23 protein-coding genes are annotated in these 25,287 nt (G+C 60.1%); 8 read left to right on the top strand and 15 right to left on the bottom strand.

Annotation, left to right across the window (positions count from 1 at the left end):
* Positions 1-99: 99 nt before the first annotated feature.
* Positions 100-897: a Cof-type HAD-IIB family hydrolase gene (locus tag HMPREF1287_RS00535; protein WP_023017648.1), complete on the bottom strand. Its 798-nt coding sequence runs from the start codon at positions 895-897 to the stop codon at positions 100-102.
* A 68-nt stretch (positions 898-965) separates the two neighbouring features.
* On the opposite strand from HMPREF1287_RS00535, the gene HMPREF1287_RS00540 reads away from it, so the two are divergent.
* Positions 966-2,000: a 3-hydroxyisobutyryl-CoA hydrolase gene (locus HMPREF1287_RS00540; RefSeq protein WP_023017649.1), complete on the top strand. Its 1,035-nt coding sequence runs from the start codon at positions 966-968 to the stop codon at positions 1,998-2,000.
* Here the strand turns inward: HMPREF1287_RS00540 and HMPREF1287_RS00545 are convergent.
* From HMPREF1287_RS00545 to HMPREF1287_RS00555, 3 genes are read right to left on the bottom strand one after another with little or no spacing between them, the layout of a single operon-like run.
* Positions 1,990-3,171, bottom strand: a complete 1,182-nt coding sequence (locus tag HMPREF1287_RS00545; protein WP_023017650.1) for a DUF6882 domain-containing protein — start codon at positions 3,169-3,171, stop codon at positions 1,990-1,992. The two genes, HMPREF1287_RS00540 and HMPREF1287_RS00545, sit on opposite strands and share 11 nt — an antisense overlap.
* Before the next feature lie 25 nt (positions 3,172-3,196).
* The gene (locus tag HMPREF1287_RS00550; RefSeq protein ID WP_023017651.1) at positions 3,197-3,796 is read right to left on the bottom strand and encodes a TetR/AcrR family transcriptional regulator; all 600 of its coding nucleotides are present in this window, start codon (positions 3,794-3,796) and stop codon (positions 3,197-3,199) included.
* A complete protein-coding gene (locus HMPREF1287_RS00555) occupies positions 3,789-6,167 on the bottom strand; it encodes an MMPL family transporter (RefSeq protein WP_023017652.1) in 2,379 nt (792 codons plus the stop codon). The genes HMPREF1287_RS00550 and HMPREF1287_RS00555 overlap by 8 nt, the downstream gene beginning before the upstream one ends.
* A gap of 184 nt (positions 6,168-6,351) precedes the next feature.
* On the opposite strand from HMPREF1287_RS00555, the gene HMPREF1287_RS00560 reads away from it, so the two are divergent.
* A complete protein-coding gene (locus tag HMPREF1287_RS00560) occupies positions 6,352-7,005 on the top strand; it encodes a hypothetical protein (protein WP_023017653.1) in 654 nt (217 codons plus the stop codon).
* A gap of 7 nt (positions 7,006-7,012) precedes the next feature.
* Here the strand turns inward: HMPREF1287_RS00560 and HMPREF1287_RS00565 are convergent, their stop codons facing one another.
* Both HMPREF1287_RS00565 and HMPREF1287_RS00570 read right to left on the bottom strand, forming a co-directional pair.
* Positions 7,013-7,552 (bottom strand): gamma carbonic anhydrase family protein, encoded by a 540-nt coding sequence (locus HMPREF1287_RS00565; RefSeq protein WP_023017654.1) that lies wholly within the window; start codon positions 7,550-7,552, stop codon positions 7,013-7,015.
* The gene (locus HMPREF1287_RS00570; protein WP_034653551.1) at positions 7,552-7,935 is read right to left on the bottom strand and encodes a hypothetical protein; all 384 of its coding nucleotides are present in this window, start codon (positions 7,933-7,935) and stop codon (positions 7,552-7,554) included. The genes HMPREF1287_RS00565 and HMPREF1287_RS00570 overlap by 1 nt, the downstream gene beginning before the upstream one ends.
* A 74-nt stretch (positions 7,936-8,009) precedes the next feature.
* Here HMPREF1287_RS00570 and HMPREF1287_RS00575 point away from each other — a divergent pair, with 74 nt between their 5' ends.
* A complete protein-coding gene (locus tag HMPREF1287_RS00575) occupies positions 8,010-8,879 on the top strand; it encodes a patatin family protein (protein ID WP_023030883.1) in 870 nt (289 codons plus the stop codon).
* Positions 8,880-9,032: 153 nt separating this feature from the next.
* Positions 9,033-10,595, top strand: coding sequence for a TrkA C-terminal domain-containing protein (locus HMPREF1287_RS00580; RefSeq protein ID WP_023017657.1), 1,563 nt, complete (start codon positions 9,033-9,035; stop codon positions 10,593-10,595).
* Between the two features lie 152 nt (positions 10,596-10,747).
* On the opposite strand, the gene HMPREF1287_RS00585 is transcribed toward HMPREF1287_RS00580, so the two are convergent.
* The 3 genes from HMPREF1287_RS00585 to HMPREF1287_RS00595 form a co-directional block, all read right to left on the bottom strand.
* Positions 10,748-11,956 (bottom strand): IS110 family transposase, encoded by a 1,209-nt coding sequence (locus tag HMPREF1287_RS00585; RefSeq protein WP_023018187.1) that lies wholly within the window; start codon positions 11,954-11,956, stop codon positions 10,748-10,750.
* A gap of 354 nt (positions 11,957-12,310) precedes the next feature.
* Positions 12,311-13,945, bottom strand: a complete 1,635-nt coding sequence (locus tag HMPREF1287_RS00590; RefSeq protein ID WP_005279971.1) for a peptide chain release factor 3 — start codon at positions 13,943-13,945, stop codon at positions 12,311-12,313.
* A gap of 24 nt (positions 13,946-13,969) precedes the next feature.
* Positions 13,970-14,806 (bottom strand): SDR family NAD(P)-dependent oxidoreductase, encoded by an 837-nt coding sequence (locus HMPREF1287_RS00595; protein WP_034653556.1) that lies wholly within the window; start codon positions 14,804-14,806, stop codon positions 13,970-13,972.
* A gap of 117 nt (positions 14,807-14,923) precedes the next feature.
* On the opposite strand from HMPREF1287_RS00595, the gene HMPREF1287_RS00600 reads away from it, so the two are divergent.
* Together HMPREF1287_RS00600 and HMPREF1287_RS00605 are read left to right on the top strand one after the other, a co-directional pair.
* Positions 14,924-16,276, top strand: a complete 1,353-nt coding sequence (locus HMPREF1287_RS00600) for a TrkH family potassium uptake protein (RefSeq protein WP_034653558.1) — start codon at positions 14,924-14,926, stop codon at positions 16,274-16,276.
* Positions 16,269-16,961, top strand: a complete 693-nt coding sequence (locus tag HMPREF1287_RS00605) for a TrkA family potassium uptake protein (protein WP_005279976.1) — start codon at positions 16,269-16,271, stop codon at positions 16,959-16,961. The genes HMPREF1287_RS00600 and HMPREF1287_RS00605 overlap by 8 nt, the downstream gene beginning before the upstream one ends.
* On the opposite strand, the gene pth is transcribed toward HMPREF1287_RS00605, so the two are convergent.
* The gene (gene pth / locus HMPREF1287_RS00610) at positions 16,958-17,605 is read right to left on the bottom strand and encodes an aminoacyl-tRNA hydrolase (RefSeq protein ID WP_005279977.1); all 648 of its coding nucleotides are present in this window, start codon (positions 17,603-17,605) and stop codon (positions 16,958-16,960) included. The genes HMPREF1287_RS00605 and pth overlap by 4 nt on opposite strands.
* A gap of 35 nt (positions 17,606-17,640) precedes the next feature.
* Between pth and HMPREF1287_RS00615 the strand changes: the two genes are divergently transcribed.
* Together HMPREF1287_RS00615 and HMPREF1287_RS00620 are read left to right on the top strand one after the other, a co-directional pair.
* The gene (locus HMPREF1287_RS00615) at positions 17,641-18,636 is read left to right on the top strand and encodes a nitronate monooxygenase (protein ID WP_034653560.1); all 996 of its coding nucleotides are present in this window, start codon (positions 17,641-17,643) and stop codon (positions 18,634-18,636) included.
* A 63-nt stretch (positions 18,637-18,699) separates the two neighbouring features.
* Positions 18,700-20,154: a glyceraldehyde-3-phosphate dehydrogenase gene (locus tag HMPREF1287_RS00620; protein WP_023017662.1), complete on the top strand. Its 1,455-nt coding sequence runs from the start codon at positions 18,700-18,702 to the stop codon at positions 20,152-20,154.
* Between the two features lie 46 nt (positions 20,155-20,200).
* Here HMPREF1287_RS00620 and HMPREF1287_RS00625 read toward each other — a convergent pair whose 3' ends face one another.
* The 5 genes from HMPREF1287_RS00625 to ppk2 all read right to left on the bottom strand — a co-directional run bounded on the left by HMPREF1287_RS00625 (position 20,201) and on the right by ppk2 (position 25,225).
* Positions 20,201-21,697 carry a hypothetical protein gene (locus HMPREF1287_RS00625; RefSeq protein ID WP_023017663.1) on the bottom strand — a complete coding sequence of 499 codons (1,497 nt, stop codon included), beginning with the start codon at positions 21,695-21,697 and terminating at the stop codon, positions 20,201-20,203.
* Positions 21,690-22,403 (bottom strand): ATP-binding cassette domain-containing protein, encoded by a 714-nt coding sequence (locus HMPREF1287_RS00630; protein ID WP_023017664.1) that lies wholly within the window; start codon positions 22,401-22,403, stop codon positions 21,690-21,692. Before HMPREF1287_RS00630 ends, HMPREF1287_RS00625 begins: the two co-directional genes overlap by 8 nt.
* An 85-nt stretch (positions 22,404-22,488) precedes the next feature.
* Entirely contained in the window at positions 22,489-23,148 is a 660-nt protein-coding gene (locus HMPREF1287_RS00635; protein WP_023017665.1) for a response regulator transcription factor, read from the bottom strand.
* Complete coding sequence (locus HMPREF1287_RS00640) at positions 23,141-24,319, bottom strand: sensor histidine kinase (RefSeq protein WP_023017666.1); 1,179 nt, start codon at positions 24,317-24,319, stop codon at positions 23,141-23,143. Before HMPREF1287_RS00640 ends, HMPREF1287_RS00635 begins: the two co-directional genes overlap by 8 nt.
* A gap of 30 nt (positions 24,320-24,349) precedes the next feature.
* Complete coding sequence (gene ppk2, locus HMPREF1287_RS00645; protein ID WP_005279987.1) at positions 24,350-25,225, bottom strand: polyphosphate kinase 2; 876 nt, start codon at positions 25,223-25,225, stop codon at positions 24,350-24,352.
* Positions 25,226-25,287: the final 62 nt, after the last annotated feature.

Raw genomic sequence — 25,287 nt, forward strand, 5'->3', positions numbered from 1 at the left:
ATTTTAGACCGCGAGAAGCGCCATTACCCAAAGTAGAGAGCACGGCGTGGCGCGGGAAATTGGCAATGTTTTGGCGGATAGATGGTGAAAGAAGAGAGTCTAATCCTGTTGGCTGTCAAAAAGCTGATTCAGCACTGTCAGCACCCCATACTCGGTATTGGGCGGGGCGATGGTATCGGCAATCGCCTTGAGCTTAGGATGCGCATTGTCCATGGCAATGGCGGTTCCGGCGGCTTGGAGGAGTTCGAAATCGTTGAGGAAGTCTCCAAAAGCCGCGGTGCGGGATTGGGGGATATCCAGCAGCGACGCCATGGTTTCTAGCGCCACGCCCTTATTTACCCCGGCCGCCATGACATCGAGCCACACCGCCCCAGATACCGCGATATTGTGCTCAGGCACGGCCTCGCGCAGCGGATCGTGGAGGTGCCTTTCGCTGCCATCGGCGCAGAAGGCGGCGATTTTGATGATCTCCTCATCGAGCAGATCGTGCAGGTCATCCACCCAGCTGATGGATTTATAGTACTTGGAGATCTCGGCGGAGGCCTGGCTGTCGATGCCCCTTTCCACAAACGCCGTAGACGGCGTGCACAACACCACGGTGTGGGGTTTGGCCACCGCGTCGAGCGCCGCTACCGCAGCGCGGACGGCTGCCGATGGCAAAGGGGTGGTGCTCAGCAGCTCGTTATTGTGCACGACCACGGAGCCATTTTCTGCAATAAAGGTCTCCTCATCAGGAAACATCTGTTGCAGGGTGGCGAGCTGGCGCCCAGATGCCGGAACGAGGGTGACACCGAGCTCGGTTGCGCGTTGGCTGGTCGCCGCGAATCCTGGCGGCAAGTCGCCGTTTCCATCGAGCAGGGTGCCGTCCATGTCTAGGGCGATAAGCTGTGGAAGCAAAATTAAGACCTATCTGTGAAGTCGCAAACGGTAGCTAGGTACATGAGTTGTGTGTCACAATAGAGGATATGACTAATGATGCACCTATCGTGTCCTCAATCCGCAACCATACCGGAGTCATTGAGCTCAACCGCCCAAAGGCTCTCAACTCTCTCAGCCCAGAAATGATCGATCTCATCGCCGCTGCCTTGGATAAGTGGCGGGGTGATGACGAGGTAGAGCAGGTCCTTTTGACCTCTACCAATCCTAAGGCCTATTGCGCGGGTGGCGATGTCCGTATGGCTCGCGATGGCATCGTCGACGGCAAGTACGACGAGGTCGATGACTTCTTCGCCTCGGAGTACACCCTCAACGGGGATATTGCGGAATACCCTAAGCCGGTCATCGCGCTGGTGGATGGCATCGCTATGGGTGGCGGGCTTGGCGTATCCGCGCACGGCTCGCACTGCGTGGTCACGGACAAGACCTTCGCCTCCATGCCGGAGATGAATATTGGCTACGTCACGGATGTGGGCATGGCCTATGCCTCCCAAAATGCCGTGGGCACGCGCGGTAAGGCCTCGCCAGAGCTCGCAAAGTTCTGGGGTATTACCGGCTACCGCATGTACGCCGCAGACCTCGTGTGGAGCGGGCTGGCCACTGACTACGTAAAAGACGGCGATGCGTTTGCCAGCGACGTCATTGATAAGGGCATTGATGCCGCGCTGGAACAGCACTCCGTGCAGCCAGAAGATGAGGCCCCGCTTGCAGAGCTCATCGAGGGGATCGAGGCCAGCTTCCGCCACGATTCCTGGCAGGACATCACCGCGGCCGCTAAGGAATACCCGGAGCTGAAGGAGCTGGTGGATAAGCTCACCGCGCAGGCCTGCCCGACCTCTATCGTGGCTGCGCTGGAGCTCTACCGGGCAGAGGCGCAGTGCTCGAGCATTCGCGATGCCCTTGAGCTGGAAAAGAAACTGGGCGCTTATATGTATCGCCGCGATGACTTTTCCGATGGCGTGCGCGCGGTATTGGTGGATAAATCCAATGATGCGGCGTTCAAACCGGCAAGTGTCGCGGAGGTGGATGTAGACGCCATCCGCGGCGTATTAGCTAAAGGTTAATCCCGCGGAAGGAGGCGTAGGCCGCTCGGGCCTGCGCCTCATTGATCTCTCGGGGTGGGGTAGCCGCCAGCGTTGCTTCCGTGGCCGCGGAGGTAGGCGGCGGCAAATGCAGCGCTTCGGAATCGAGGAGGACGAGGCCGACGCGGCCATCGGCAAGCGTGGTGCCCACCAAAGTCCACATGCCCAGGATGGGCAGGGCAAGCTGAGGTACCTGCCGGGTACGCGCGTAGTCCAAGGGTAGCGCGGGCCGGATTAGCGCCGGTACCTGGTGATCGATGCCGAAGCGGTACAGGTTCGCGGCAGCCTGCGCGGCTGCGGTGTCCTTGACCGCGGGATCGGCCCACGCCCACAGGAATCGTTCCTCCGAAATGGTGGCGATGAGCACCGCCGTGGCCTTGGCCGTCCCGCCAGAGTGACGGATTTCTGCCGTGGCCGCGTCCGCGTTGAGGTGCACCGTGGCCTCCGGGAAATTGCCCTGGAAATACAGCTGGTGCTCCATGCCGTAATAGAAAGCATCCTCGATGATGCGGGTATCCTTCATGCCCGGCTCGATTGCCGTGATCTGCGGCGCACCCAGTGCTCTAGAAAAATGCAGCGTCGTTCCATCGGAATAATGCTCGGCAGACTCCGCAGGGGAGCCCGCGCCAGTCTCTGCGAGCGTAATGCCCAAGTGGTGGGCGAGTTCGTGCACCGCGCGCTGCTCATCAATGTCCGGCGCGCTGCGGCGAATGCCTGCTGCAATGCTGGTGGGAAAGTCGAGGCGCGGATGAAAATCCACGGCGATGATCGCCTCGTGATCGCCTTGCCGTGCCCGCAGCACCGGGGCATTGCCAGCCAGGAGGCGGGCGAGGGGGATAAACTTCGCCGGGTTATCCTCGCCCTGTGGCAGATCGGTTTCCGCTTGCATCGCCCACCGCCAGGTGGGCGAGGCGGCGCGATCGATGACGGCGATGCGCGTGCCCCGGAAGTCTTTGACGCTGGAGGACGAGCTGCAGCGGATTTCCACGGGCTGATTGTGGCTAAGGCGCCCCTCGGCATCCGTCGAGGGGGTGAGGAAATTAAACTCCACGTCGGTGGTATCACCCAGGCGGGCCCGGAAGGCGGCGTCAAGGCCCGCCTGAATAAAGCAGGCATCGCGGGTGGCCTGGGCAAGCGAATTTGAAGTATCCATAATTACCTACGAGGATACTGAAACCTCATACGAGGCCGCGCAGGGTGGCAAAGGCGTGGTGGACCAGCTCATCGCGTTCCCGTTTGCTGGGCGCCTTGCCCATTTCGCAGCGCCTTTTCAGCTCTTGCTGGCAGGCATTGCCGGTGCTGCCGCACGCGTTCAAAATGATGGTGAGCTCGAAGGTCGAATATTCGGGGTAGCGCTCTTGAAAAGCAGCGATGATCCTGTGGATGACGCTATCGAATTTCTTCTTTTCCTCGGCGGTGTGGCTGAGGTTTTCCATCGCCTCGCCGATCTTGAACAGGCTGTGCAGCGAGCGCAGCTCCATGTATTCGTTGTCGAGGGCATCAATGAGCGTTAATTCCAAGACCGAAGAGATGGGCTCGCCGGGAAATGCGGTGGGAATGTCTTCTGCGAATGCCTCGAGGACATCCGCGGTGTAGTGCAAGAGGGAATCCGCCACCGAAGAAAAATAATTGTGGAACGTGCGCGGGGAGACCCCGACGGCGCTGGTGATACCTGAGACCGTGACTGCCTCAGCGCCGCCGTCCAAGGCGAGGCGGGCCGCGGCATCAGACATGGCCTGGCGCGTTGCTCGCTTCTTGGATTCGCGCAAACTAGTCACGATGAACCTTTCCTACCTTGTTGTGTTGAAAGTCTAGGAGCGCCTCGCGCTCCTTGTGCAGGGCTTCGCCCTCGATATCCATATTAGGCACGATCTTATTCAACCACTTGGGCAACCACCACGCCTTGTCTCCTAGAAGGAACATGGTGGCGGGGATGACCATCATGCGGATAACGAAGGCATCGATAAGCACGCCCATAGCCAGGGCAAAGCCCATGGTCTTGATGAATGGCTCGTCCATCAAGATGAAGGCTGCGAAGACCGAAATCATGATGAGCGCTGCGGCCGTGACCACGCGCGCGCCGTGCTTAAAGCCATTCGAGGTCGCGTTGGCGGCGGTCTTGCCGCTGACGTAGCCCTCGCGCATGCGGGTGACCAAGAAGACCTGGTAGTCCATGGCCAGGCCAAAGGTCAGGCCGATGAGCATGATGGGCAGGAAGGACAGCAGCGGCTGCGGGTCGTTGACGAGGCCGAACATGCCCTCTTGCCAGATGCCGACGGTAATGCCGAAGGTGGCGGCCACGGACAGCCCGTAGCCCGCGGCGGCAATGAGTGGAACCCAAATGGAGCGGAATACCAGCATCAAGACAATGAAGGCAAGGCCCAAGACGATGGCCACGTACGGTACGAGCACGCTATTGAGCCGCTCAGAAATATCGTCGAAGATCGGGGTGATGCCGGTAATGCCGTAGGAACTGCCGTCCTTAGAAAACTCGCCCTGGTACTCGCGCAGGCGTTCCAAGGTCTCGGTGGTTTCCTCATCGGTCGCACCTGTCGTCGGCGTGATCATGATCTGGGCGGCATCGCCATTGTCCGTGGTCTGGATGATTTGGGCGTTATCCACGCCCTCGGTGTCGTTGAACTTGTGGAGCAGATCCTGGAAGGCCGGCATGCGGTCTTGTTCGGAGACGTCTTCCACGTTCACGAAGGCGATCATCGGGGCATTGCGGCCTGGACCAAAGGCCTCCTCGGACATCTCGTAGGCCTCGCGCTGCGGGGTGCCGGGTTTGGCGGAGCCATCGGTGGGCATGGCCAGGCGCATATTCGCAAACGGGATGGCCAGGATGGCAAGCACGATGACGCCCACGCCGAGGTGCAGCCACGGGTGGGCGCGCACGCGGCGGACCCAGCGCAGGCCCATGGTGGGCTTCTCGTCCTCAGGGTCTGGAACCTTGGGGCCGGGTACGCGCCCGGCGAAGATCTTGGTGCCCAGCAGGCCCAGCACGGCGGGGATAAAGGTATTGGCCACAAGCACGGCGATGACCACGGTGCCCGCGGCGGCGATGGCCATGGTGGACAGGAATGGGATGCCGATAATGGTCAGGGCTGCTAGGGCGATGACCACGGTGGTACCGGCAAAGACGACGGAGCCGCCGGCGGTGCCCAGTGCCATGCCCATGGCGTGGGCGCGGGTGCCCTTATCCATCTTCTTCAGCTCCTTGGCCAGTTCCTTGGGCGTCAGGTTATTCAGGCCAGAGGAGGTGATGAGCTCATTGCGGAAGCGGTTGACAATGAATAGGGCATAGTCGATGCCCACGGCCAGGCCGATCATTGAGGCCAACGTCGGGGTCATATCGGAGACGGTATCGGTAAAGATGGTGGCCAGCTGCACGCCGAGGATGCCAATGCCCACGCCGATGACGGCGGAAATCAGCGGCATGCCGGCAGCTACGAAGGAGCCGAAGGTCACCAGCAGCACGATGGCAGCAACCACCATGCCGATGAGTTCGGCGCTGCCATTCATGCCGGCATCGGCCATCGCGAAGGCATTGCCCTGGTACTTAACGGAAAGGCCTTCGCCGTCGTGCTGGTGCAGGACATCCGTGACCGCAGCCATATCGTCATCATTGATGTCCATGACATCAGCGGCATCGAAGGCGATGGTGACGGTGCCGGTGGTCTTATCCTCGCTCAGCGGGGACAGCTGCTGCAGGTTCTTCGCAACCTGCTCTTCGGGCATGCCCTGGGCCCGCATCTGCTCGCCCATCTGCTTTTCCATGCCAGCGGCGGCGAGGACCGGGCTGACCAATTCATCCTGGTTCTTCAGGGCACCGGTGTCCTTGAGATCTTGGAGCAGCTTGTCGATGTCCCCGGCAACGGCATCATCGCCCAGCCCCTTGCCCACAGGGGCCTGGATGACCACGGTGCCCTCTGGGGCGCTCATGGCATCGGTATCTTGATCGAAGTGCTCCATCATCTCTTCTTGAGTGGTGGTGGAGTCCATCTCCGGCATGGCGAAGTTGGGGTTCGGGGTCTTGGCAAAGCCGGCGGTGAGGCCAACCATCGCCACTAAGACGATGAGCCAGAAGGCGAGGAAGGGCCATACCGTGCGGTAGGACCAGCTTCCCAGCCGGTAGAGGAATTTGGACATGGGCGAGCTCCTTTATGAGTGAGAGAGGTGGGCGCTGCTTCTAAAATCGTGCATAGTCTATGCAATCCTGCGTATGTGGTGCAAAATAAGGTGCAGGTGGGTATAGTAACTCTTTAGTGTGACCTATAACCCAGGCGCGGCCAGAGAGAACAGGGCGGCGGGAAGGATAGGTAGACTATCGCGCATGATTCACGCGGTAAGTTTCGCCCTCTTGGATTCGGTCAATGCCCTGCTCATTGGCATCCTCGTGGCCATCGGCATCATGCTCCCGCGCGGGAAATACCGCTGGATCGCCGGCCTAGTCATCCTGGGCGACTGGCTGGGCGTTCTCGCCGCTGCGGCCGTGGTCATGTTCGTCTTATTGGGCGTGCGCGAACAGATCGCGGCCATCTTGGAGTCACCGATTGCCGGCGGCATCCTCATCATCGTCGGTATCGCGCTGGCCTTCGGCGCTTGGCATTCCCAGGGAAAACCCAATGCCTTGATCGGACGAATGCTGCAACCGCTGCGCACGCCTTCTATCATCACCGTGCTTATCGGGTTTGTGATGGGCGTGGTGCAATCGCTGACCTCCGTGCCGTTTTATTTCGGGCTCATGTTCTTGGCCACCGAGGATCTTTCGCTCGCCGCCCAATACGGCGGCCTGTTGTGGTACGCCACCCTGGCGCTCTCCCTGCCGGTGATCTGCGGGCTCTTCATCGCCGTCGTGCGCGCCCATCCAGACTCAGCCGCGGGCCGAGTTTTTGCGGCGGCGCGCGATAATAGCACGCGGGTCGCGCTCATTGGCGGTTATGTCGTCGCCGCTTTCCTTATCATCATGGGTGTCGTGAACCTATAAGGATGCGCTAGTCAAAGTAGACATCATCAAGCGTGAGCGCGGTAGCAGATTGTTGCTTAGCAATGTCCACGTAGCGCGCGGCGTGCGGGATAAACGCCGCGGATTGCTCGGCGGACAGTTCGCGGCGCACCGAAGCTGGAACGCCGGCGGCCAAAGAGCGGGCCGGGATATCCGCGCCCTCGCGCACCAGTGCACCGGCGGCGATGAGCGAACCTGGTCCGATGGTGGAGCGAGACAGCAGGGTAGCGGACATGCCCACTAGGCTGCCGGCACCCACATGCGTGCCGTGGAGCATGGCCATGTGGCCTACCGTGACATCGTCTTCGAGCACACACGGGGCCTCCCGCTCCACGTGGATAACGCTATTGTCCTGAATATTGCACCTACTGCCAATGCGGATGGGGCCGACATCGCCGCGTAGCACGCAGCCATAAAACACGGAAGAATCCGGGCCGATTTCCACATCACCAATGATGGTGGCATTCGGCGCGATCCAAGCGCTGCGGTGGATGCGCGGGCGCGTGCCTTGGAAAGGATAGATAGGCATTATTCCACCACCACCGCGAGGTTAGGGGATAGCTCGTACTCGCCCGAGGCATCTGCAAGCTCAGCCTGAGAAAGCGCGCTCGCCAGCGACGGCGTAATGGGGATGATCCAGCCGTGCTTGGGGTCTTTGACCGGCAGGACGTCTTTCGTCACGGCAGGAAAATGCGCCGTGGTGGTGGGGGAGACGAGGGCGGCGGACTCGCGCGATCCGGCTAGTTCAGCAAGGGCCCGCGCGCCCTGCTGGCCGGTGATGATAATGATCAGCTGGTCGGCGGTCCTAATATCCAGCCGGTCCACCTGCACGGTTGTTGCCGCGGAATCGGGCCGCGCCAAGTGTGGCGCCCCATTTCCGGTGAGCTTGGCAAGAGCATCCAATAATCCCATAGCGTTCAAGTCTAGCCGTGCAGCCAGGTAGCGGGTTGACCGCCGTAACATCGCCGCGCGTACTATGGGTCAATATGATTGATGCCAGTAACACCGCCCTTGTGATCGAAGGCGGCGGAATGCGCAATTCTTATACCGCCGCCTGCATAGTCAAACTCATCCAAGAAAACGTCACCTTTGGCTGGGTGGGCGGGGTCTCCGCTGGCGCTTCTCACACGGTCAATTACCTGTCACACGATGCCAAGCGCGCGGAAGAATCCTTCACGGATTTTGTCAATAACCCTAGCTTTGGTGGCGTGGGCTCGCTGGTGCGCGGCAATGGCTATTTCAATGCGGAATATATCTATGAGCGCTCCGCGGATAAGGATATGCCCTTTGACTGGGACGCGTACCGCCAGCACCCAGCGGATATGGTGCTTGCCGCCGCGCGGGCCGATACCGGCGAATCCGTGTATTGGACCCGCGATGATGTGACAGAACCGGAAGATCTGTATGTGCGGGTGCGCGCCTCGTCCACGCTGCCGCTACTCATGCCGATTCGCATCATCGATGGCTCGCCCTATGTGGACGGCGCCCTGGGCTCGTCCGGCGGCATTACCATCGAGCAGGCTGAAGAAGCCGGCTATGAGAAATTCCTCTTCATCGGCTCCAAGCCGCGCGGGTACGTCCGCCCCGAGGTGGCGCGCCCGGCGATTACCCGCCGCATCTTCCGTAAATACCCCGCTATTGCCGATGCCCTCATTGGCCGCCCACCCATCTATAACGCGGCCAAGGACCGTCTCCTCGAGCTAGAACGTCAGGGCAAGGCGCAGCTGTTTTTCCCCGAAGACATGCAGGTGGCCTCCACCGAGCGCAACGTGGATAAGCTGCGCGCGAATTACCAAGCCGGCAAGGCGCAAACCCACGCCGAGTGGCCGAAGTGGAAGGAATTCCTGCTGGACTAGCTCACCTCTGCGCGGTGGTGTGAGATCGCCCTCCTGGTTCTTGGCGGCATCAGGAGGGGTAATCGCGTGCGCTGCACTAATGGCGGTATTTGGTGCACGGTGCCAAGCATTTTCAGCTAGCTAAATCGCGCCAAGCTCCTAAGATTGCACAGCGTGTTAGCGATTTTTGATGGCAATATTTGGCTGAGCATTTTCTTCATGATCGTGCTCGGCACGCTATTTGGCATGATTCCCTTTGGCCCGCTGCGCTTCGGCGCGGCGGGTACCCTTTTTGTCGGCTTAGCCTTCGGATCCTTTATTGATCTAGATGACAATATCCTCAGTTCCTTGCAGGAGCTGGGCTTGGGCCTCTTTATCTATATGCAGGGGCTCTCTGCCGGTGAGGCCTTTTTTAAGGGCTTTTCTACCCAGCTAAAGCACATGCTGCTCGCCACGGTGGCGGTAATAGCCGCGGCGGCCGCGGCGCTGGGCATCGGCAGCCTCATGGGGTTATCGCCGCTGGCGGTGACCGGCGTATTCTCCGGTGCAACGACGTCCACGGCGTCGCTTGCCGTGGCCCAGCAGCAATCCGGCGAGGAGCTGCCCGCCGTGGGATACTCCTTGGCCTATCCGGTCGGCGTGGCCGTGGCCATCCTCCTTGTGGCATTCGTCCTGCGGCATAGCTGGCCAGCGCAGAAGGACCAAGACCACTCGGCGGAAAAGATTTTCCGCTCGCGAACGATTAAGGTCACCCGCGATATTTCCTATGCTGAGCTGCGCGAGAAATTCGCGGATCATTTCATCATCGCTACCATCCGCCGCGGCCGCGATGTCGACGTGCCGGGCGATAACCCAGAGTTGCACCGCGGCGATGTCCTGCGCGTGCTGGTGACCAAGGCTAAAGCTAAGGAGCTTACCGATGCCTTGGGAAAGCGTCAGCCCCAAACCCCGTTTGTGGATAAGCGTCTGGTCAATGAGACCGTGGCCATCTCCAACGAGGATATCGAGGGACGCAAGGTCAAGGAGCTCAACCTCTTTTCGCGCTACGGCGCGCGGATTGTGCGGGTGCGCCGCGGCGATGAGGAATTCCTTGCCACCAATGAAACCCACTTGGAATCTGGTGATGACCTAGAAATCGTGGTCAAGCATGACCGCCTGGGTGATGTTCGCGATTACTTCGGCGATTCCGTAACCGCATACTCGCAGCTTAACTGGGTAGCACTCGGCGGTGGGCTGACCATCGGCTACCTTATTTCGCTTATCGTGGTTCCGCTGCCCGGTGGCGCGTCCTTCGAGCTCGGGTTCGCGCTGGGCCCACTGATCACTGGCCTGGTCCTCGGTGCCCTGCACCGCACCAGCCGCATTCCGTGGCAGATTCCGTCCCCGATTAATACTGCATTCCAGCAGTGGGGGCTTGCCATCTTCCTGGCCTCGGTGGGACTGTCTTCCGGCGAGGCCTTTGTGTCCACCGCCTTTTCCTGGATGGGTCTGAAATCCATGGTGCTGGCTGCGATTATCGCCGTTATCATCATCGGGATCTTCGCGGTGGCCAGCCGCTTTATGGGGCAATCCGAAACCCGTACCTCCGGCGGTATTTCCGGCCTCTTTGGCCAGCCCGCGGTGGTCAATTACGCCACGGGTACCAGCTCAGATTCGCGCATCCTCACCGGCTATACCTCCACCATCGTGGTGGCGCAGTTCATGAAGATCGTGGTCATCCCGGTCATGCTGCTCTGACGGGGGTGTTCCTATATAGGTTGTCAACTCCGTGGGTGAGTTTGTTGGGGGTGTGAAGGGCTTCTGCTTTGCCTCGTAGATGTTGTTTTCGGGCACGGTGAGGAGCCGATTGGGCTTTTGCGCAATCGGCTTGAGGTGAGGGTCTGTTGGTTCTAGGCTGCTGCGGCCTCCTGGGCTGTGGAGATATCTCGGTAGAGCTCGCCGTTTCGCATCATGGCGAAGAGAACGTTGAGGCGTCGGCGTGCGAGTGCGACGACTGCGGCGTTGTGTCTTTTGCCTTCTTTGCGTTTTCGTTCATAGAATTGCCGGGAACGCTCGTGGAATCTGATCGATGCAAAAGATGATTGCCATAGGGCGTTCTTTAATTTTTTGTTGCCAGCCCTGTTGGGTGAATTCGACATAATGGACGTTCCCGACTGATTCGTCCGCGGTGATAGGCCTGCATAGGACGCTAGGTGGGCTGCATCGGGGAAGTCGGACATATCGCCAACAGTCATGAGGATCTGCGCGGCGCTACGCGGGCCGATACCAGGCATGGATAAAAGAATCTCGGTCTGCGGAATGTCCTGAATCAGCTTGAGTACCTGCGCTTCGATTTCCTTGCGGTGCTCTAGTTTGGCCAGTGCATCTGTGGCGGACATTGTGACGCCAAGTTCGGCGTATTCTGCGCCGGCAATGGACACGGTCTGTTCGTGGATGGCAGCAAGCATGGCATCGATGACAGGCTCAGGATTGCGTGCCCTGTGTTTGCGTGCAAAGGCTTTCAGGCGTGTTCTACCGATGCGTCGAATCTTGGTGGGGCCACCGTATTTCGCAAGTAGGTGGAGGATCCACTTTCGGTGAATCATCTGTCCGCGCAGGACATGTTCGAATGCAGGATAGGTTCCCACGAGCGCGGATCGCATCTGGTTAATCAGGCGTGTGTAGGCCCGGGCGAGGTCTTCGTCGATACCGTTGAGAACTTTCAGCTGGATAAAGACGTCCTCAACGCGGTCGACACTGCGCAAGGAATCTGGAAGGTTAAGACCGGCATGGGCGATAACGTAGGCGTCGCGCACATCGGTCTTACAGTTGCCGACGTGGATGCGAGAGAGCTGCCGCATGGCAAGTCCTGGTAGATAGCGAACGTCGACGCCCATGTCTTGGGCGACTGCGACGGTTAACCGGCCGATGTTGTTGGGTTGATCGACAATGACAAGGACCGAGGCGTCGTCAGCGAGGAATTGGCCAAAGAGCTTGCGTAGCGAGCCTTCATGCTGGTTGATGCGCCTGGACAGGACTTGTCTGCCTTGGGGATCGAGGACGCAGGCGTGGTGGAAGTATTTGCCGACGTCCACGCCAATGACGAAGTCATAGGCCATGGGTGTATGCCTCCTGGCGATGAATGAGAAGTTGGATTATTTAAGCTTCATCGCTGGGGTTGGTCGGACATACTTCACGCTGGCATCCACATTACTGTGAGACCTCATACCACCTGGGCTGGGTCAGGTTCCTATTAGCAGTTTGGAGTATGTCACTGCCTTCGGCGGCATCACCCCCCCGGATCATTGTCAGACAGGGACAGAAATAAGCCATACCGAAGCCAGCGACTAGTTCCATTGCCACAAGGCAGAAGGAACGCAGATAAACATAACCTGCCCCAGCATGGGGCTAGGATTACGAATCCTGGGCTCCTCCGAGCGGAACTGCTAACAACGTAATGGGCAGCCGCTCGATTAATCCGCGACCAAGGTCTCCATGGTGAGCTCGGGGTGTTCTTTTTCAATGAAGGCGAGCTTCCACTTATCGCCAAATAGGGCGATGAGCTCGCCGTCTTGGCGGGTAAAGATCTCCACGCCACGTTGACGGCCCAGCTCTGGGGCTGATTCGGCATCGGTGCGACGCGCCACGGAGTAGGGGATGGGCTCGGTGACGGTTTCGACGTTGTACTCGAATTCCATGCGGGCCTGCATGACCTCGAACTGCATGGGGCCGACCGCAGCCATGACCGGGGAGGCATCGCCGCGCGCATCGTTGCGCAGGATCTGCACCACGCCCTCGGCCGAGAGCTGCTCCAAGCCCTTGCGGAAGGCCTTATACTTGCCCAGCGACTTCGCCCGCAGGATGCGGAAGGCCTCCGGGGCGAATTGGGGCATGGGCTTGAACTGGACCTTTTTGCCGGAATAGATGGTGTCGCCCGGTGCCAGTGCGCCCGCGTTGACGAGGCCCACGATATCGCCCGGGTACGCGGTATCCACGGTATCGCGGGTGCGGCCAAAGACCGTCAGCGCATACTTGGTGGAAAAGCTGCGGCCGGATTGGGCGTGGTTGACCTGCATGCCGCGTTCGAATTCGCCGGAGACCACGCGCATAAACGCCAGGTTATCGCGGTGCTTTTGGTCCATGCCCGCCTGCACCTTGAAAACGACGCCGGAAAAGTCATCGGCTACCTCGCGCACCTCATCGATGGCGCTGGTGGCCGCCTCCACGGCCTTGGGATCGGATTCGCGGGAGTGCGGGGCTGGGGCGATGGCGCACAAGGTATCCAGGATCTGGTGGACGCCGAAGTTCAGCATGGCCGAGGCGAAGATGAGCGGGGAGGTCACGCACTGTTCAAAGAGCTCTTGATCGTGCAGGGCGCCATCGGCGGCAAGGAGCTCGGCTTCTTCCACCGCGGTCTCCCACACATCCTCTTCCTTTTCTTCTGCGGCCGCCGGATCGTAGTGCTCCTCCGGTGCGATGGTGGAACCACCGGCGGTGCGGATGAAGTGGATGTAATTATCGGCCTCGCCGTCATCATTGATGTGAGCTAGGCCGCGGAAATCGCCCGCGATGCCCACCGGCCAGTAGAGAGGGGTGGGCTGCAGCTGGATTTCGTTCACAATCTCATCGACGAGCTCGAGTGGCTCGCGGCCCACGCGGTCCCACTTGTTGATCACGGTGACGATGGGCAGCCCGCGCGCCTTACAGACGCGGAAGAGCTTGAGGGTCTGCGGCTCGAGGCCCTTGGCGGCATCGATAAGCATCACTGCGGCATCCACGGCGGTAAGCACGCGGTAGGTATCCTCCGAAAAGTCCGCGTGACCTGGGGTATCGACCAGGTTGATCATATAAGGCTCGCCCTCGTGTCCCTCCGGGGCGTATTCAAACTGCAGCGCAGACGAAGCCACGGAGATACCGCGGTTTTTCTCCATATCCATCCAGTCAGACACGGTGGACTTGCGGTTGCCCTTGCCGTGGACCGCGCCGGCCTCATTAATCACGTGCGCATGCAGCGCCAGCGCCTCCGTCAGCGTGGACTTACCGGCATCCGGGTGGGCGATAACGGCGAACGTGCGGCGGCGCGAGGCCTCAAAAGCGACAGAACTCATGCGCCATAGTCTAATGCTTGAGCGCTACCACTCCACATTGAGGCGGCGGCCCAGATCCTCAAAGACGCGGTGGGCCACGGAGGTATTCTTCGCAATCGGGCGCTGCACGCCCAGCGTGCGCCTATTATTGTAATACTCCCCGGACTGGAAATGGATGCCCTCGGTGCCGGTAAGGAAGTAGGCCAAGTTCTCGCCGCCGGCCTCTGCGGTGCCAAAGGCCTTGCCGATGACCCCGGAGTACAACTTGCCCGTAAGCCCCGTGGAGGACTTGCCAAACTCGGTAGCTAAAACGCCCGGGTGAAAGGACACCGCGTTGATGCCGTGGGCATCGATAAAGCGGGCGAGCAAGATATCCGCCAGCTTGGCATTGCCGTAGGCGCGCTCTGGGCTGAAATGCTCCAGCGTATTGGGATCTGCCGGATCGAAATTCGACATCACCATATTGGCCAACGACGCCGTGTTGACCACGGTGGCGTTACTCTCGCGCAGCTTGTCTTGTAGCAGGGACGTCAACAGGAACGGCGCGACCACGTTGACCTGCCACGTGCGCTCGAATCCATCGGCGGTTATGGTGGGTCCATCGAAAATACCGCCGGCATTATTGCCCAAGGCATCGATGCGCTCTAGCTGCTGCAGGTCATCGGCCAGCTGGCGGACCTGAGCCAGTGACTCGAAATCGGCGAGGAAATACTGCCCGCCTACCTCTTGAGCAACGGCCTTAGTCTTGTCCGGATTGCGGCCAATGATGACGAGGTTATCCTGCGGGCGGGTGCGGTGAATCTGCCGGGCGGCCGCGGCACCAATGCCTGACGAAGCCCCGGTAATCACGATTGTCCTAGCTGCTGAGTACGGCGAAGTCATGGGCCTGATTCTAGCCACGGCCGTGACATCCGTCCGCGATATCCTTCCGTGATATTTATCCGCGGCATCCCGCCGTGCAGTTCCGCTTGGGTCTGGACAGGTCTATACTTCCGGCTTGTGAAGCGCCTGCTTTTTCTGCGGCAGTGGGGACCAGCGCGGCTAACCGCCACCGGGTTTCTACTGCTCATCCTGATAGGAACGGTATTGTTATTGCTGCCGTTCGCCGAGGCCGGAGATTCCCGCGCCTCGTTTTTATCCGCCCTTTTCACCGCGACCTCCGCGGTCTCATTGACCGGGCTGGTTGTGGTCGATACCGGTAGCTTTTGGAGCCCAGCGGGGCAAGTGGTCATCTTGGCCCTTATACAACTGGGCGGTTTGGGCATTATGTCGCTGGCCTCGTTATCCGGCCTGCTCTTGACCGGCCGGATTAGTTTTAAGGCCCGCAAGACCGGCGCCTATGAAAACCGGCCCATCCTCGCCGGTGGCATTCGCCGCACCCTGATTTTCACCTTCGCCTTTACCGCGGTGGTAGAAAGCATTATCGCCACGGCGGTCACCGCGCGGCTTATGGTGGGCTACGGGCATTCCTTCCCACGGGCGTTATGGGAGGGCATCTTCCACGCCATTTCGGCCTTTAATAACGCTGGGTTTAGCACCAATAGCGATAACCTCGTGCCCTTTGTCGGCGATGCCTGGATCCTTTTGCCGCTGGCCGGAGCGGTCATCGGTGGTGGGCTGGGTTTTCCGGTCTGGGCGGAATTGGTACGCCACGTGCGGCGCGGTTCGGAGGCGACGCGTCGCATCTCAATTACCGCGCGGATGACGCTGGCGGCCACCGGCGTGCTCATTGCGGCAGGCACGATATTTTTTGCCCTTACGGAGTGGAATGGCGTGCTGGCGCCGATGTCGTGGGGCGAGAAAATCCTCAACGCGTTCTTTGCCAGCGTCTCCCCGCGCACGGCCGGATTTAATACCTTCGACTACGGTGAGGCTCACCCGGTAACGCTCATGGGCACCGATACCTTGATGTTCATCGGCGGCGGCTCGGCCGGTACCGCCGGCGGCATCAAGGTCACCACCGCGTGCGTGCTATTGGCCGCCATGGCCGCGGAGTTCTTGGGCAAGGAAAAGACCTCCATCTACCACCGCAGCCTTCCCCATAGTGTGACCCGACAGGCGCTAGCATTGAGCTTCGCCGGCGTGCTGGTGGTGACCCTTGGCGTGGCGGCGCTGCGCTTTTTCGACCCGCAATTTTCCGGCGATCAGGTCTCTTTCGAGGTCATGTCCGCCTTTGCCACCGTGGGCCTATCCACCGGGATTACCGCCAGCTTGTCCGCACCCTCCCAAATCGTGCTGTGCTTCATCATGTACCTGGGCCGCGTTGGCCCAACCACCCTGGTAGCAGCGTTGGCGGCAAAGAATTTAAGCCGCCGCTACAGCTACCCCGAAGAAAGGCCCTTCATTGGCTAGCATTTTTAAGGCGTTGGGCCACTCCCGCGCCACCCTCGACATTGCCCCGGTCGTCGTCATTGGCTTGGGGCGGTTTGGTTGCTCCCTGGCAAGCGAGCTCATGGGCCATGGGGTAGAGGTCCTCGGCATCGATTCCGATGAGAAAATCGTGCGCGAACGAGCGCCGCACTTAACCGAGGCCATTTCCGCGGATACCACCGATCCGGCGGCGCTGCGCCAGCTGGGCATCGATGAGGTGGAGCGGGTCATCGTGGGCATCGGCTCGCACCTGGAGGCCTCCATCCTCACCGTGTCTAACCTGGTGGAGCTGGGCGTCAAGGATATTTGGGCTAAGGCCAATTCGGAGGCCCACGAGCGCATCCTGCGCCAGATTGGCGCCCACCACGTCATCCGCCCCGAGCGCGATACAGGCCGCCGCGTGGCCTACCTCTTGGGCGGGCGCTTCCGCGACTTTGCTGAGATCGCCCCGTACTACGGCGTGACGCAGATGGCCGCGCCCTCTTCGGTTACAGGGCGTCCGCTCGATCTGGGCGAGGTTTGGCGCACCCACCACGTGCAGTTGGTGTCGGTCTGCCAGGCGGAGGGTGCTTGGGCCCCGCTTGCCGATGCCACCCAGCTCGCCCCCACCGACTTCATCGTCGCCGCCGGCAGCCCGCAGGCGCTGGAGAAATTTTCCCAGTCCTAGCGCGAGTGAATGCGGTTTTGGGCTTGTACGAGCCCTTGCGTTGCGATGAGCTGGGCGGCTTCGGCGGCGGTGGCGATGGCGGTATCGAAGCCGGGGCCGGCATCGACAGGCGCTAAGACATAATTCGGAATCGACGAGCCCTTGGGCGGGCGCGCAATGCCAATGCGTACGCGCAGGTAGTCCCGCGTGCCCAGGTTGTGCGTGAGCGACTTCAGCCCGTTGTGCCCATTTTCATTGCCACCTTGCTTTAGCCGAATCTTATTGGCAGGCAGGTCTAGCTCATCGTGAATGACGATGATGTGGTCTGCCGCAACACCCAAAGCCCGCGCCAGCGGGGCAATCGGATCGCCAGAGAGATTCATAAACGTTATCGTGCGCACCGCCAGTACGCGGGTATCGCCCCAGCGCAGCGGGGCTACCTCGAGGTCCATCCCGCGCACCGGCTCGAGCACGTCGCCGCCTTGGGCAAGCACATCGTCCACGGCCATATATCCCACGTTATGGCGCGTGGCGGCGTACTTCGCGCCGGGATTTCCCAGGCCAATGATGAGCCAGTCTGCCTCCAACTCGGCCGGATCCAGCCCCTGCTGCACTGGCGAGGGACCGCAGAAAATCCGGGCAATAAAATCTGTCAAAGCTGCCACGAATGCGCCTTTCTAGCTCGGTACAGTAGTTTCCTATGAGCCAGGTTATTCAATCTTTGCGACGAACCGTAATACCAGCGCCCATGGCGGGCGGGCCTACCACCGTGGATCTGGTGCGCGCCGCGCATCAGGCCGGTTCCTTTGGCACCCTGGGACTCGGGTCTGCCAGCGTGGACTCTGCCCGCAGCCAGATTGATGCCTGCGCCGGCATCCCCTTTGGGGTGAACCTGTTTTGCCCGCAGGATCCGTTAACACCCGAGCAGTTGGCCGCCGCCGCGGAATTGGCTGCGGCCGAAGGTGCCACGCTGCCGGATCCCGATTATTCCTTCGGCTTCCATGACAAGCTCGAGCTGGCGCTCCAGGGCGGCGCGCGCGTCGTGTGGTCTATGTTCGGCACCTTTGACTCTGAGCAGCTTGCCCGCATCCACGCCGCTGGTGCCGAAGCTTGGACCACCGTCACCACGCCCGACGAGGCCCGCGCCGCCGCCACGCTGGGAGTGGACGCGCTGTGCGTACAAGGGCCCGCTGCCGGTGGGCACCGCGGCACGTGGGACCGTACCGCGCTTCCCGATGATCGACCCCTGGCAGAGCTCATTGCCGCCGTCCACGAAGCCGTCCACGCGGTCGCACCAAACATCCCGCTGATTGCCGCAGGTGGGCTGCGCACGGCAAGCGACGTAACCCAGGTTTTAAGCCTGCCCGGCGTGGCCGCCGCATCGTGCGGCTCTGCCTTTTTGCTGAGTAAAGAAGCCGGAACCAGTGACTACAACCGCAAGCTTCTCCAGCGCGGCGGGGCCACCGTCTCCACCCGCGCTTTTTCGGGGCGCCATGCTCGCGGCTTGGAAAACGACTACACCCGCGCCCACCCCGGTATACCCCCGGTATATCCCATGCTTAATTCCGTACTCAAGGAACGCCGAGCGCAGCACGATGCCGCCGTAGCCTACTGCCTCGTAGGTGAGCCACTGGCCAAAATCCGCGGGGGTAGTGTCGCAGACATTCTGGACTCCCTATGCCTAAACAAACACTAAAACACGCTAAAATTTGGGTCGAAGATTTCTAGCCACCCCCGAAATAGAAATGGATGGAGCCTCGTGACTGCGAACGCACATATTGGACATGATGACTGGAACGAGCGCCTCGAATTGGCGCAACACATGATTCCCCTCATCCACCAACTGCACCGCAATAACAACGTCGTCGCGACCATCTTCGGCCGCCCACTGGTTGGGCAGACCGATATCGACATCATCAAGTCCCACCGCTATGGACGGCGCATTGCCCAGCGCCATCTCTCCACGGCAGAGACCCTGCCCATCCTGTCCGAACTAGCGGATATGAACCTAAGCTCCGCGTCGATTGACGTGGGACGCCTCCTCTTGGGCTTTGAAGAGTCGGACGAAGATGACCTGCGCCGCTACCTCGAAGATGAACTCACGGAAATCGTGGGCGCCGGCGAAGACATCGATCCCACCGACGTCGTCCTCTACGGATTTGGCCGCATCGGTCGCCTCCTAGCCCGCATCCTCGTTGCCCGCGAGGCCGCTTATGGCGGCGTGCGCCTGCGTGCGATTGTGGTGCGCAATAAGGGCGAAGGGGACATCATCAAGCGCGCCAGCCTCCTGCGCCGCGACTCCGTCCACGGTGCTTTCAACGGCACCATCAGCGTGGACGAAGAAGAACAGGTCATCTGGGCCAATGGCACGAAGATCCAGATGATCTACGCCAACGACCCGGCCACGATCGATTACACCGAGTACGGCATCAACAACGCCGTGCTGGTGGATAACACCGGTGTTTGGCGCGATAAGGAAGGCCTGTCCCAGCACCTGGAGGCCAAGGGCGTGGCCCGCGTGCTGCTGACCGCGCCGGGCAAGGGCGATATTAAAAACATCGTCTTTGGCATCAACGATTCCGCCATTACCGATGACGATAAGATCCTCTCCGCCGCATCGTGCACCACCAATGGCATTACCCCAGTGCTCAAGGTCATCAATGACCGCTACGGCGTGGCCCACGGTCACGTGGAAACAGCGCACTCGTTTACCAATGACCAAAACCTCATTGATAACTACCACAAGGGCGAGCGCCGCGGCCGCGCCGCCGGCCTGAACATGGTGCTTGCTGCCACCGGTGCCGCCAAGGCCGTGGCCAAGGCCCTGCCGGAGTTCGAAGGCAAGCTGACCGGCAACGCCATCCGCGTTCCTACCCCGGATGTGTCCATGGCGGTGCTTAACCTAGAGCTGGAGCAAGAAGTCGACCGCGATGAGGTCAATGACTTCCTGCGCAACGTCTCCCTGCACTCGGATCTGCGCCAGCAGATTTCCTACATCGCCTCCCCAGAGGTCGTCTCTAGCGACTTCGTGGGCAATACCAATGCCGGCATCGTCGATGGCATCGCCACCATCGCCTCCGGCAAGCACTTGGTGCTCTATGTCTGGTACGACAACGAGTTTGGTTACTCCAACCAGGTCATCCGCGTGGTGGAAGGGCTTTCTAATGCCCGCCCGGTGGTCCTGCCCAAGCGCGTATCTCCCTCTGAGCTTTAAGCTCGCATAGTTTAAGGCCCGCGGAGTCCCCGCGGGCCTTAGTTATTTAATCGGTAGGGCGAAGTGCCCGTGTGCGCAGCAACCGCCTGGCGGCCCACGAAGTAATGGCGGCGAAAAGCAGGGTCATTATCGCAGCACAGGCGTAGCGGCCAGGAGAATCCGCATTCATCGGCCAGGCGGGGAAAGCAACGAGCCAGAGGACGGTCTTTGCAAGGACATCGCCGCCTACCGTCACGGAGACAATGGTGCCGATGATGGTGAGAACTAGCGAGCTCCAGATACCAAAGCGGATCACCATGATGAGCGAGACCACCGCGAGCACGTACCCGACGCCGATGGCTAGCGGCAGTTGGGCGAGCACAGCTAGGGTGGCTTCACCGGCGAAGATAACTGCGACCGAAGCACACGTGCACACCGCTGCGATGATGCCCAGTAACCACAGGAGAAGGGCAGTAGAGCAGTGGCGAGATTCTGTATAGACAATCGGCCACGCGCCCGAGAACCCCGGCCAGACCAGTACAGGAAGTACACCGGCACCCACGGGGAGAAGCAGAAATACGAAGAATCCCTGTACATAGCGTGGTGGGTAGTAAAGGGCAATAAAGATCAGCGCTAAGGCGCTTAATACCAAGCACGTAATGACCGCTGGCGTCATTATGGCCCGGTGAAAGCCCCGGAGCGCATCGGAAAGGCGGGAGCAGGCAGCGGCACGAGAGGCACTCGCAGGCTGCCACCCTTGAGCTGGCGTGGCGGCGGTACTGGTCGTGGGTATCGCTACGCGCCGGCGTCGGGAAAGCGGACGTACTCGCCGAGGCGTCATGGTCACGGTCAAAGAGCCTGCTACAGCGAGGATGAGGCATAACGCCAGTGCAGGAAGAGGGCTTTCCTGCAGGAGTGGATCGCCAGGCTCGAGCGGAACCGAATTTTGGTGGATACGAAGCGCAGGTAACAGTAACCGCAGCGGCCAGGCGGGTGGGAAGGCCCACCATAGCTGCCCCTCGACAACGCGAGGAAGCACGCTAATGACCTGCCAGATAACCGCGAGGATAAGCGTGACGGCAAGGCCCAGCCTGCGGGCGCATGCGGTCGCAAGCCCCGCGATGCCGATGGCTCCAAGGAAAGAATAAACCCCAGCGATGAGAAGCAGCTGGTGGTCTGCACGCCCTTGCGCTGCAACCGCCGCCCAGGACAGACCGAAATTAAGAAGGTGAAAAACTGCGAGGCTTACCACGACGAAGAGGAACCGGGACGCGTGCTCGTAGCGAGGATGAAGCCGGCGCCATAGGGTGCCGCCGCCGCGGCTGAGCACCTCGCGGCGCTCTGGAACGCCAGCAAAAAGCGCTATGAGTGGAGCGTACATGCCGGTGATAAACATGGACTGCCAGCCAAGAACCCCGGTAGCGTCCTCGGCGGAGGAGGCGAAGGCTGAAAAGAATACCGTCATTACCACTAGGGGCAGGGCGAGCAAGGGTAACCACTGCAGGGCGCTGCCGCGGCTGCGCAGTAGTTCTGCAGAAAGATACCGTCGATACTGGTTACTCATCGGTCTCACCATCTGCAGAAGTCAGGCGGAAGAATTCGGCTTCCAATTCACCGCTTGGGGCCAGTTCTTGTAGGGAGCCGGAGTACCGGATGGTGCCTTGGGACAAAATAGTGATGTCGTGGGCTAGGTGAAGGACCTCACCGAGTTGATGGGAGCTGACTACGACTGTGTGCCCAGCGGCGGCGAGCTGCTGGAGGAGTTTGCGGAGCTCCGCGATGCCCTGTGGATCGAGTCCATTTTGCGGTTCATCGAGCAATAAGATTTCTGGATCACCGAGTAGGGCTTGGGCTAAGGCCAAGCGGGCTTTCATTCCGGTGGAAAACGACTTTGCCTTCTTAGAACCAGCCCCGGCTAGACCAGCAATGTGCAAGACACGGTCGATTTCAGTATCAGGCAATCCGAGAAGGCGGGTATGCACGCGGAGGTTATCCGTAGCAGAAAGGTGGCCATAGAAAGCCGGCCCGTTAACCGAGGCACCAACATGGTCGAGGACTTCGCGCGACCATGGTTGTCCGGCCACGCGCACCGTTCCCGAATCGGCGGGCAGCAGACCGAGGAAAATGGAAAACAAGGTGGACTTGCCGGCGCCATTTCTCCCGAGCACAGCGTGTACGCGGCCAGGCGAAATATGAAAACTTATATCCCGCAGCACTGCCTGGGAACCAAAAGACTTTGTGATGTGTTCGAGAGAAACTTCAAAGCTCATACGAAAAGTATGAGCTGCGCTACTGCCTTAATCTTCAGCCTGCGAGACGGTCTTCGCGCCGGGGTAGTCCTACCACAGTAGGAGACTAGGCAATGCCAGCTTTGTGCGCCAGCAGCACCAAAGCCACGCGGTCGCGTGCAGCTAGCTTGGACATCAGTGCAGAGACATGCGTTTTTACCGTGGTATCTGCGATAGACATGTGGCCGGCAATCTCGCTATTTGTAGCACCGCGCGCGATGAGCGTGAGCACCTCCATCTCGCGCCGAGTAACTAGGCTCAGTCCTTGGCGCTCGTGCGGACTGAGCTGGCTGTGCGTTAGCGCCTTGCGGTAGCCCTCTAAAACAGGGCCCGTTACCTGGGCGGCGAGGACAGACTCGCCCCTGGCAACGTCGCGTACGGCTTCTACCAGAACCTCTGGGTCGGCGTCTTTTAGCAAGAATCCATGCGCACCGGCGGCAATAGATTGCGATACCAGATCCTCTTCATTGAACGTGGTGAGCATGATAATCCGGCAGTCAGGGGTGCGGGAAAGAATGGCTTGGGCCGCGGCGATTCCATCCATGCCAGGCATTCGTATATCCAAAATGGCCACATCAATGCGGTGGCGAAGTGCCAAGGAAACGGCGTCGCCTCCGGAGGTTGCGGTAGCCACCACCTCAATATCTTCCTGCGCGTTCAAGATGGTCGATAAGGCAGCGACGAGCATTGCTTGATCGTCTGCAAGCATGACGCGAATCTTAGGCATGGTTGTCCTTGTGTAGTGGTAGTTCCGCAGTCAGTGTAAATTTCTGGGCATCACCATTGCTGGTTAAGTGTCCGCCTAACGCTTGGGCGCGTTCCTTAACTCCCACCAAACCCACGCCGCTGCCGGATACCTCACTGGGCGTAGGCGACGTAGCGGTGGAGGTGAGGGTGACTCGTGCGGCATCGGAAAGCGTAAGTTTTAGCTGCACATGCGTGCCGGGGCCTTGATGGCGCAAGGCATTGGTCAGCCCTTCAGAAATGATGCGCACCAGGGCTAGCTGAGTCAGCGCGGAAACCTCGAAGGAGGAAGGCAATTCCGCGTCAATCTCCAGACCAGCGGTGCGAAAGCCATCGATGATGCCCTGTACATGCTCGAGCTGCTGCGCGGGTTCCAAAGCCGTAGGCCCCGTACTGCGTAGTGCCGTGACGATGCCGCGCACTTCCTCCAGCGCGGAATCCGCACCATCGCGAATGCTCTGCAAGGTGTCCTCGGCAGCGGTGGTATCCGTGCGCGCGGCGATAATCCCGGCATTTGCCTGAACCTTGATCAAGGTGAGGGAGTGGGCCAAGACATCGTGCAATTCCCGGGCGACGAGTAAGCGCTCTTCCTCCTGCGCTTGGTGGAATCGTTCTTGGGCTAAGCGCTCGCGTTGCCTATCCAGGTCAAAATAGCGTGCGGCGATGCAGTAGGCGCTGCCGAGTACTGCCCAATGCACCACCAGCAAGGTGATGTAGCGGCGATCTAGCTGGAAAGATAAGAGAAAGGACTCGGGGTCAATGCGCCACATAGCAGGCGATATAAAGGAACCCAAGAACGCGGCGGCAAGCACCGCGCGGGGAATTGAGCGGCGTTCCACGTAGCGGGAGGTGGTGTAGACGGCCATGGGTGCGGTCAATGCCCATGGAGTAACCCCGAGGTTGGCTGGTAGCTGGCTTATCCACGCCGCGGCCCACGCACCAAGGAGGACAATAAAGCCAGCTGCACTGAGTACTGGTTTGGTACGCCAGACCCAGATGAAGGGCAAGAATAAAAGCGAAAGCGCTGCTTGGATGAGCTCGATAGCTCCTGGAGCCGCCCAAGCCCCGATGAGATAAAACAGCGCGATGAGCGCTGCCACCGCGGTGAGGATTTTATCCCCTAAGCGTGCTTTTGCCACGGTGTCAGTGCTCATAGTCGGACATAGTAGTACGCCTTCGGGGGACTACTTCTTTTTGTCCTTCTTCTTGCCTTTCTTCTTCCCTTTCTTTTTAGACGAGTCCTCTAGCTTGGCGGCTACATCCGGTACGTAACGGAACTCTTCGCGGTCTGGGCGCTCGTAGGTCTTGCCATCGGAATCGGGACGGTGCGGGATCTCCGGCAACTCGCGCTCGATCTTCTCGTAAGGGATCGTATTGAGCAGGTGCGAAATGACGTTGATGCGCGAGCGTTTTTTATCCTCGGACTCCACGGTGTACCACGGCGCGGTCGGGGTATCGGTGTGGATGAACATGGCATCCTTGGCGCGGGAGTAGTCCTCCCAGCGGGTAATGGATTGCAGATCCATGGGGGAGAGCTTCCAGCGGCGCAGCGGATCATTGCGGCGGGATTCAAAGCGCTTAATCTGCTCTTCATCAGAGACAGAGAACCAGTACTTGCGCAGGATGATGCCGTCTTCCACAAGCATCTGCTCAAAGGTGGGAGCCTGGTGCAAGAAACGGACGTATTCTTGGTCGGTGCAAAAGCCCATGACGCGCTCAACGCCGGCGCGGTTGTACCAAGAGCGGTCAAAGATGACGATTTCGCCCTTGGTGGGCAGCTTTTCCACGTAGCGCTGGAAATACCACTGGCCCTGCTCTCGCGAGTTCGGGGCCGGTAGTGCCTCGATGCGGCAGGTACGGGGGTTGAGGTACTGCGTGATGCGCTTAATGGCAGAACCCTTGCCGGCGGCGTCGCGGCCTTCCATGATGATGACCACGCGGGCGCCGGTTTCAACAACCCACTGCTGCATATCGACGAGCTCTGCTTGCAACCGCTCGAGCTCTTTTTCGTAGGCCTTCTTATTCAGCTTCTTAGGGGATTTGCTGCTTTTGGTGCTCATTCTTCCAGCTTAACGGCTTGGTAGCCCTATCTAGAAAACTGGTGTGCCCTCGTTGGAGTGAG

The sequence above is a fragment of the Corynebacterium sp. KPL1986 genome (assembly GCF_000477975.1).
In the GTDB taxonomy this organism is placed as follows: domain Bacteria; phylum Actinomycetota; class Actinomycetes; order Mycobacteriales; family Mycobacteriaceae; genus Corynebacterium; species Corynebacterium accolens.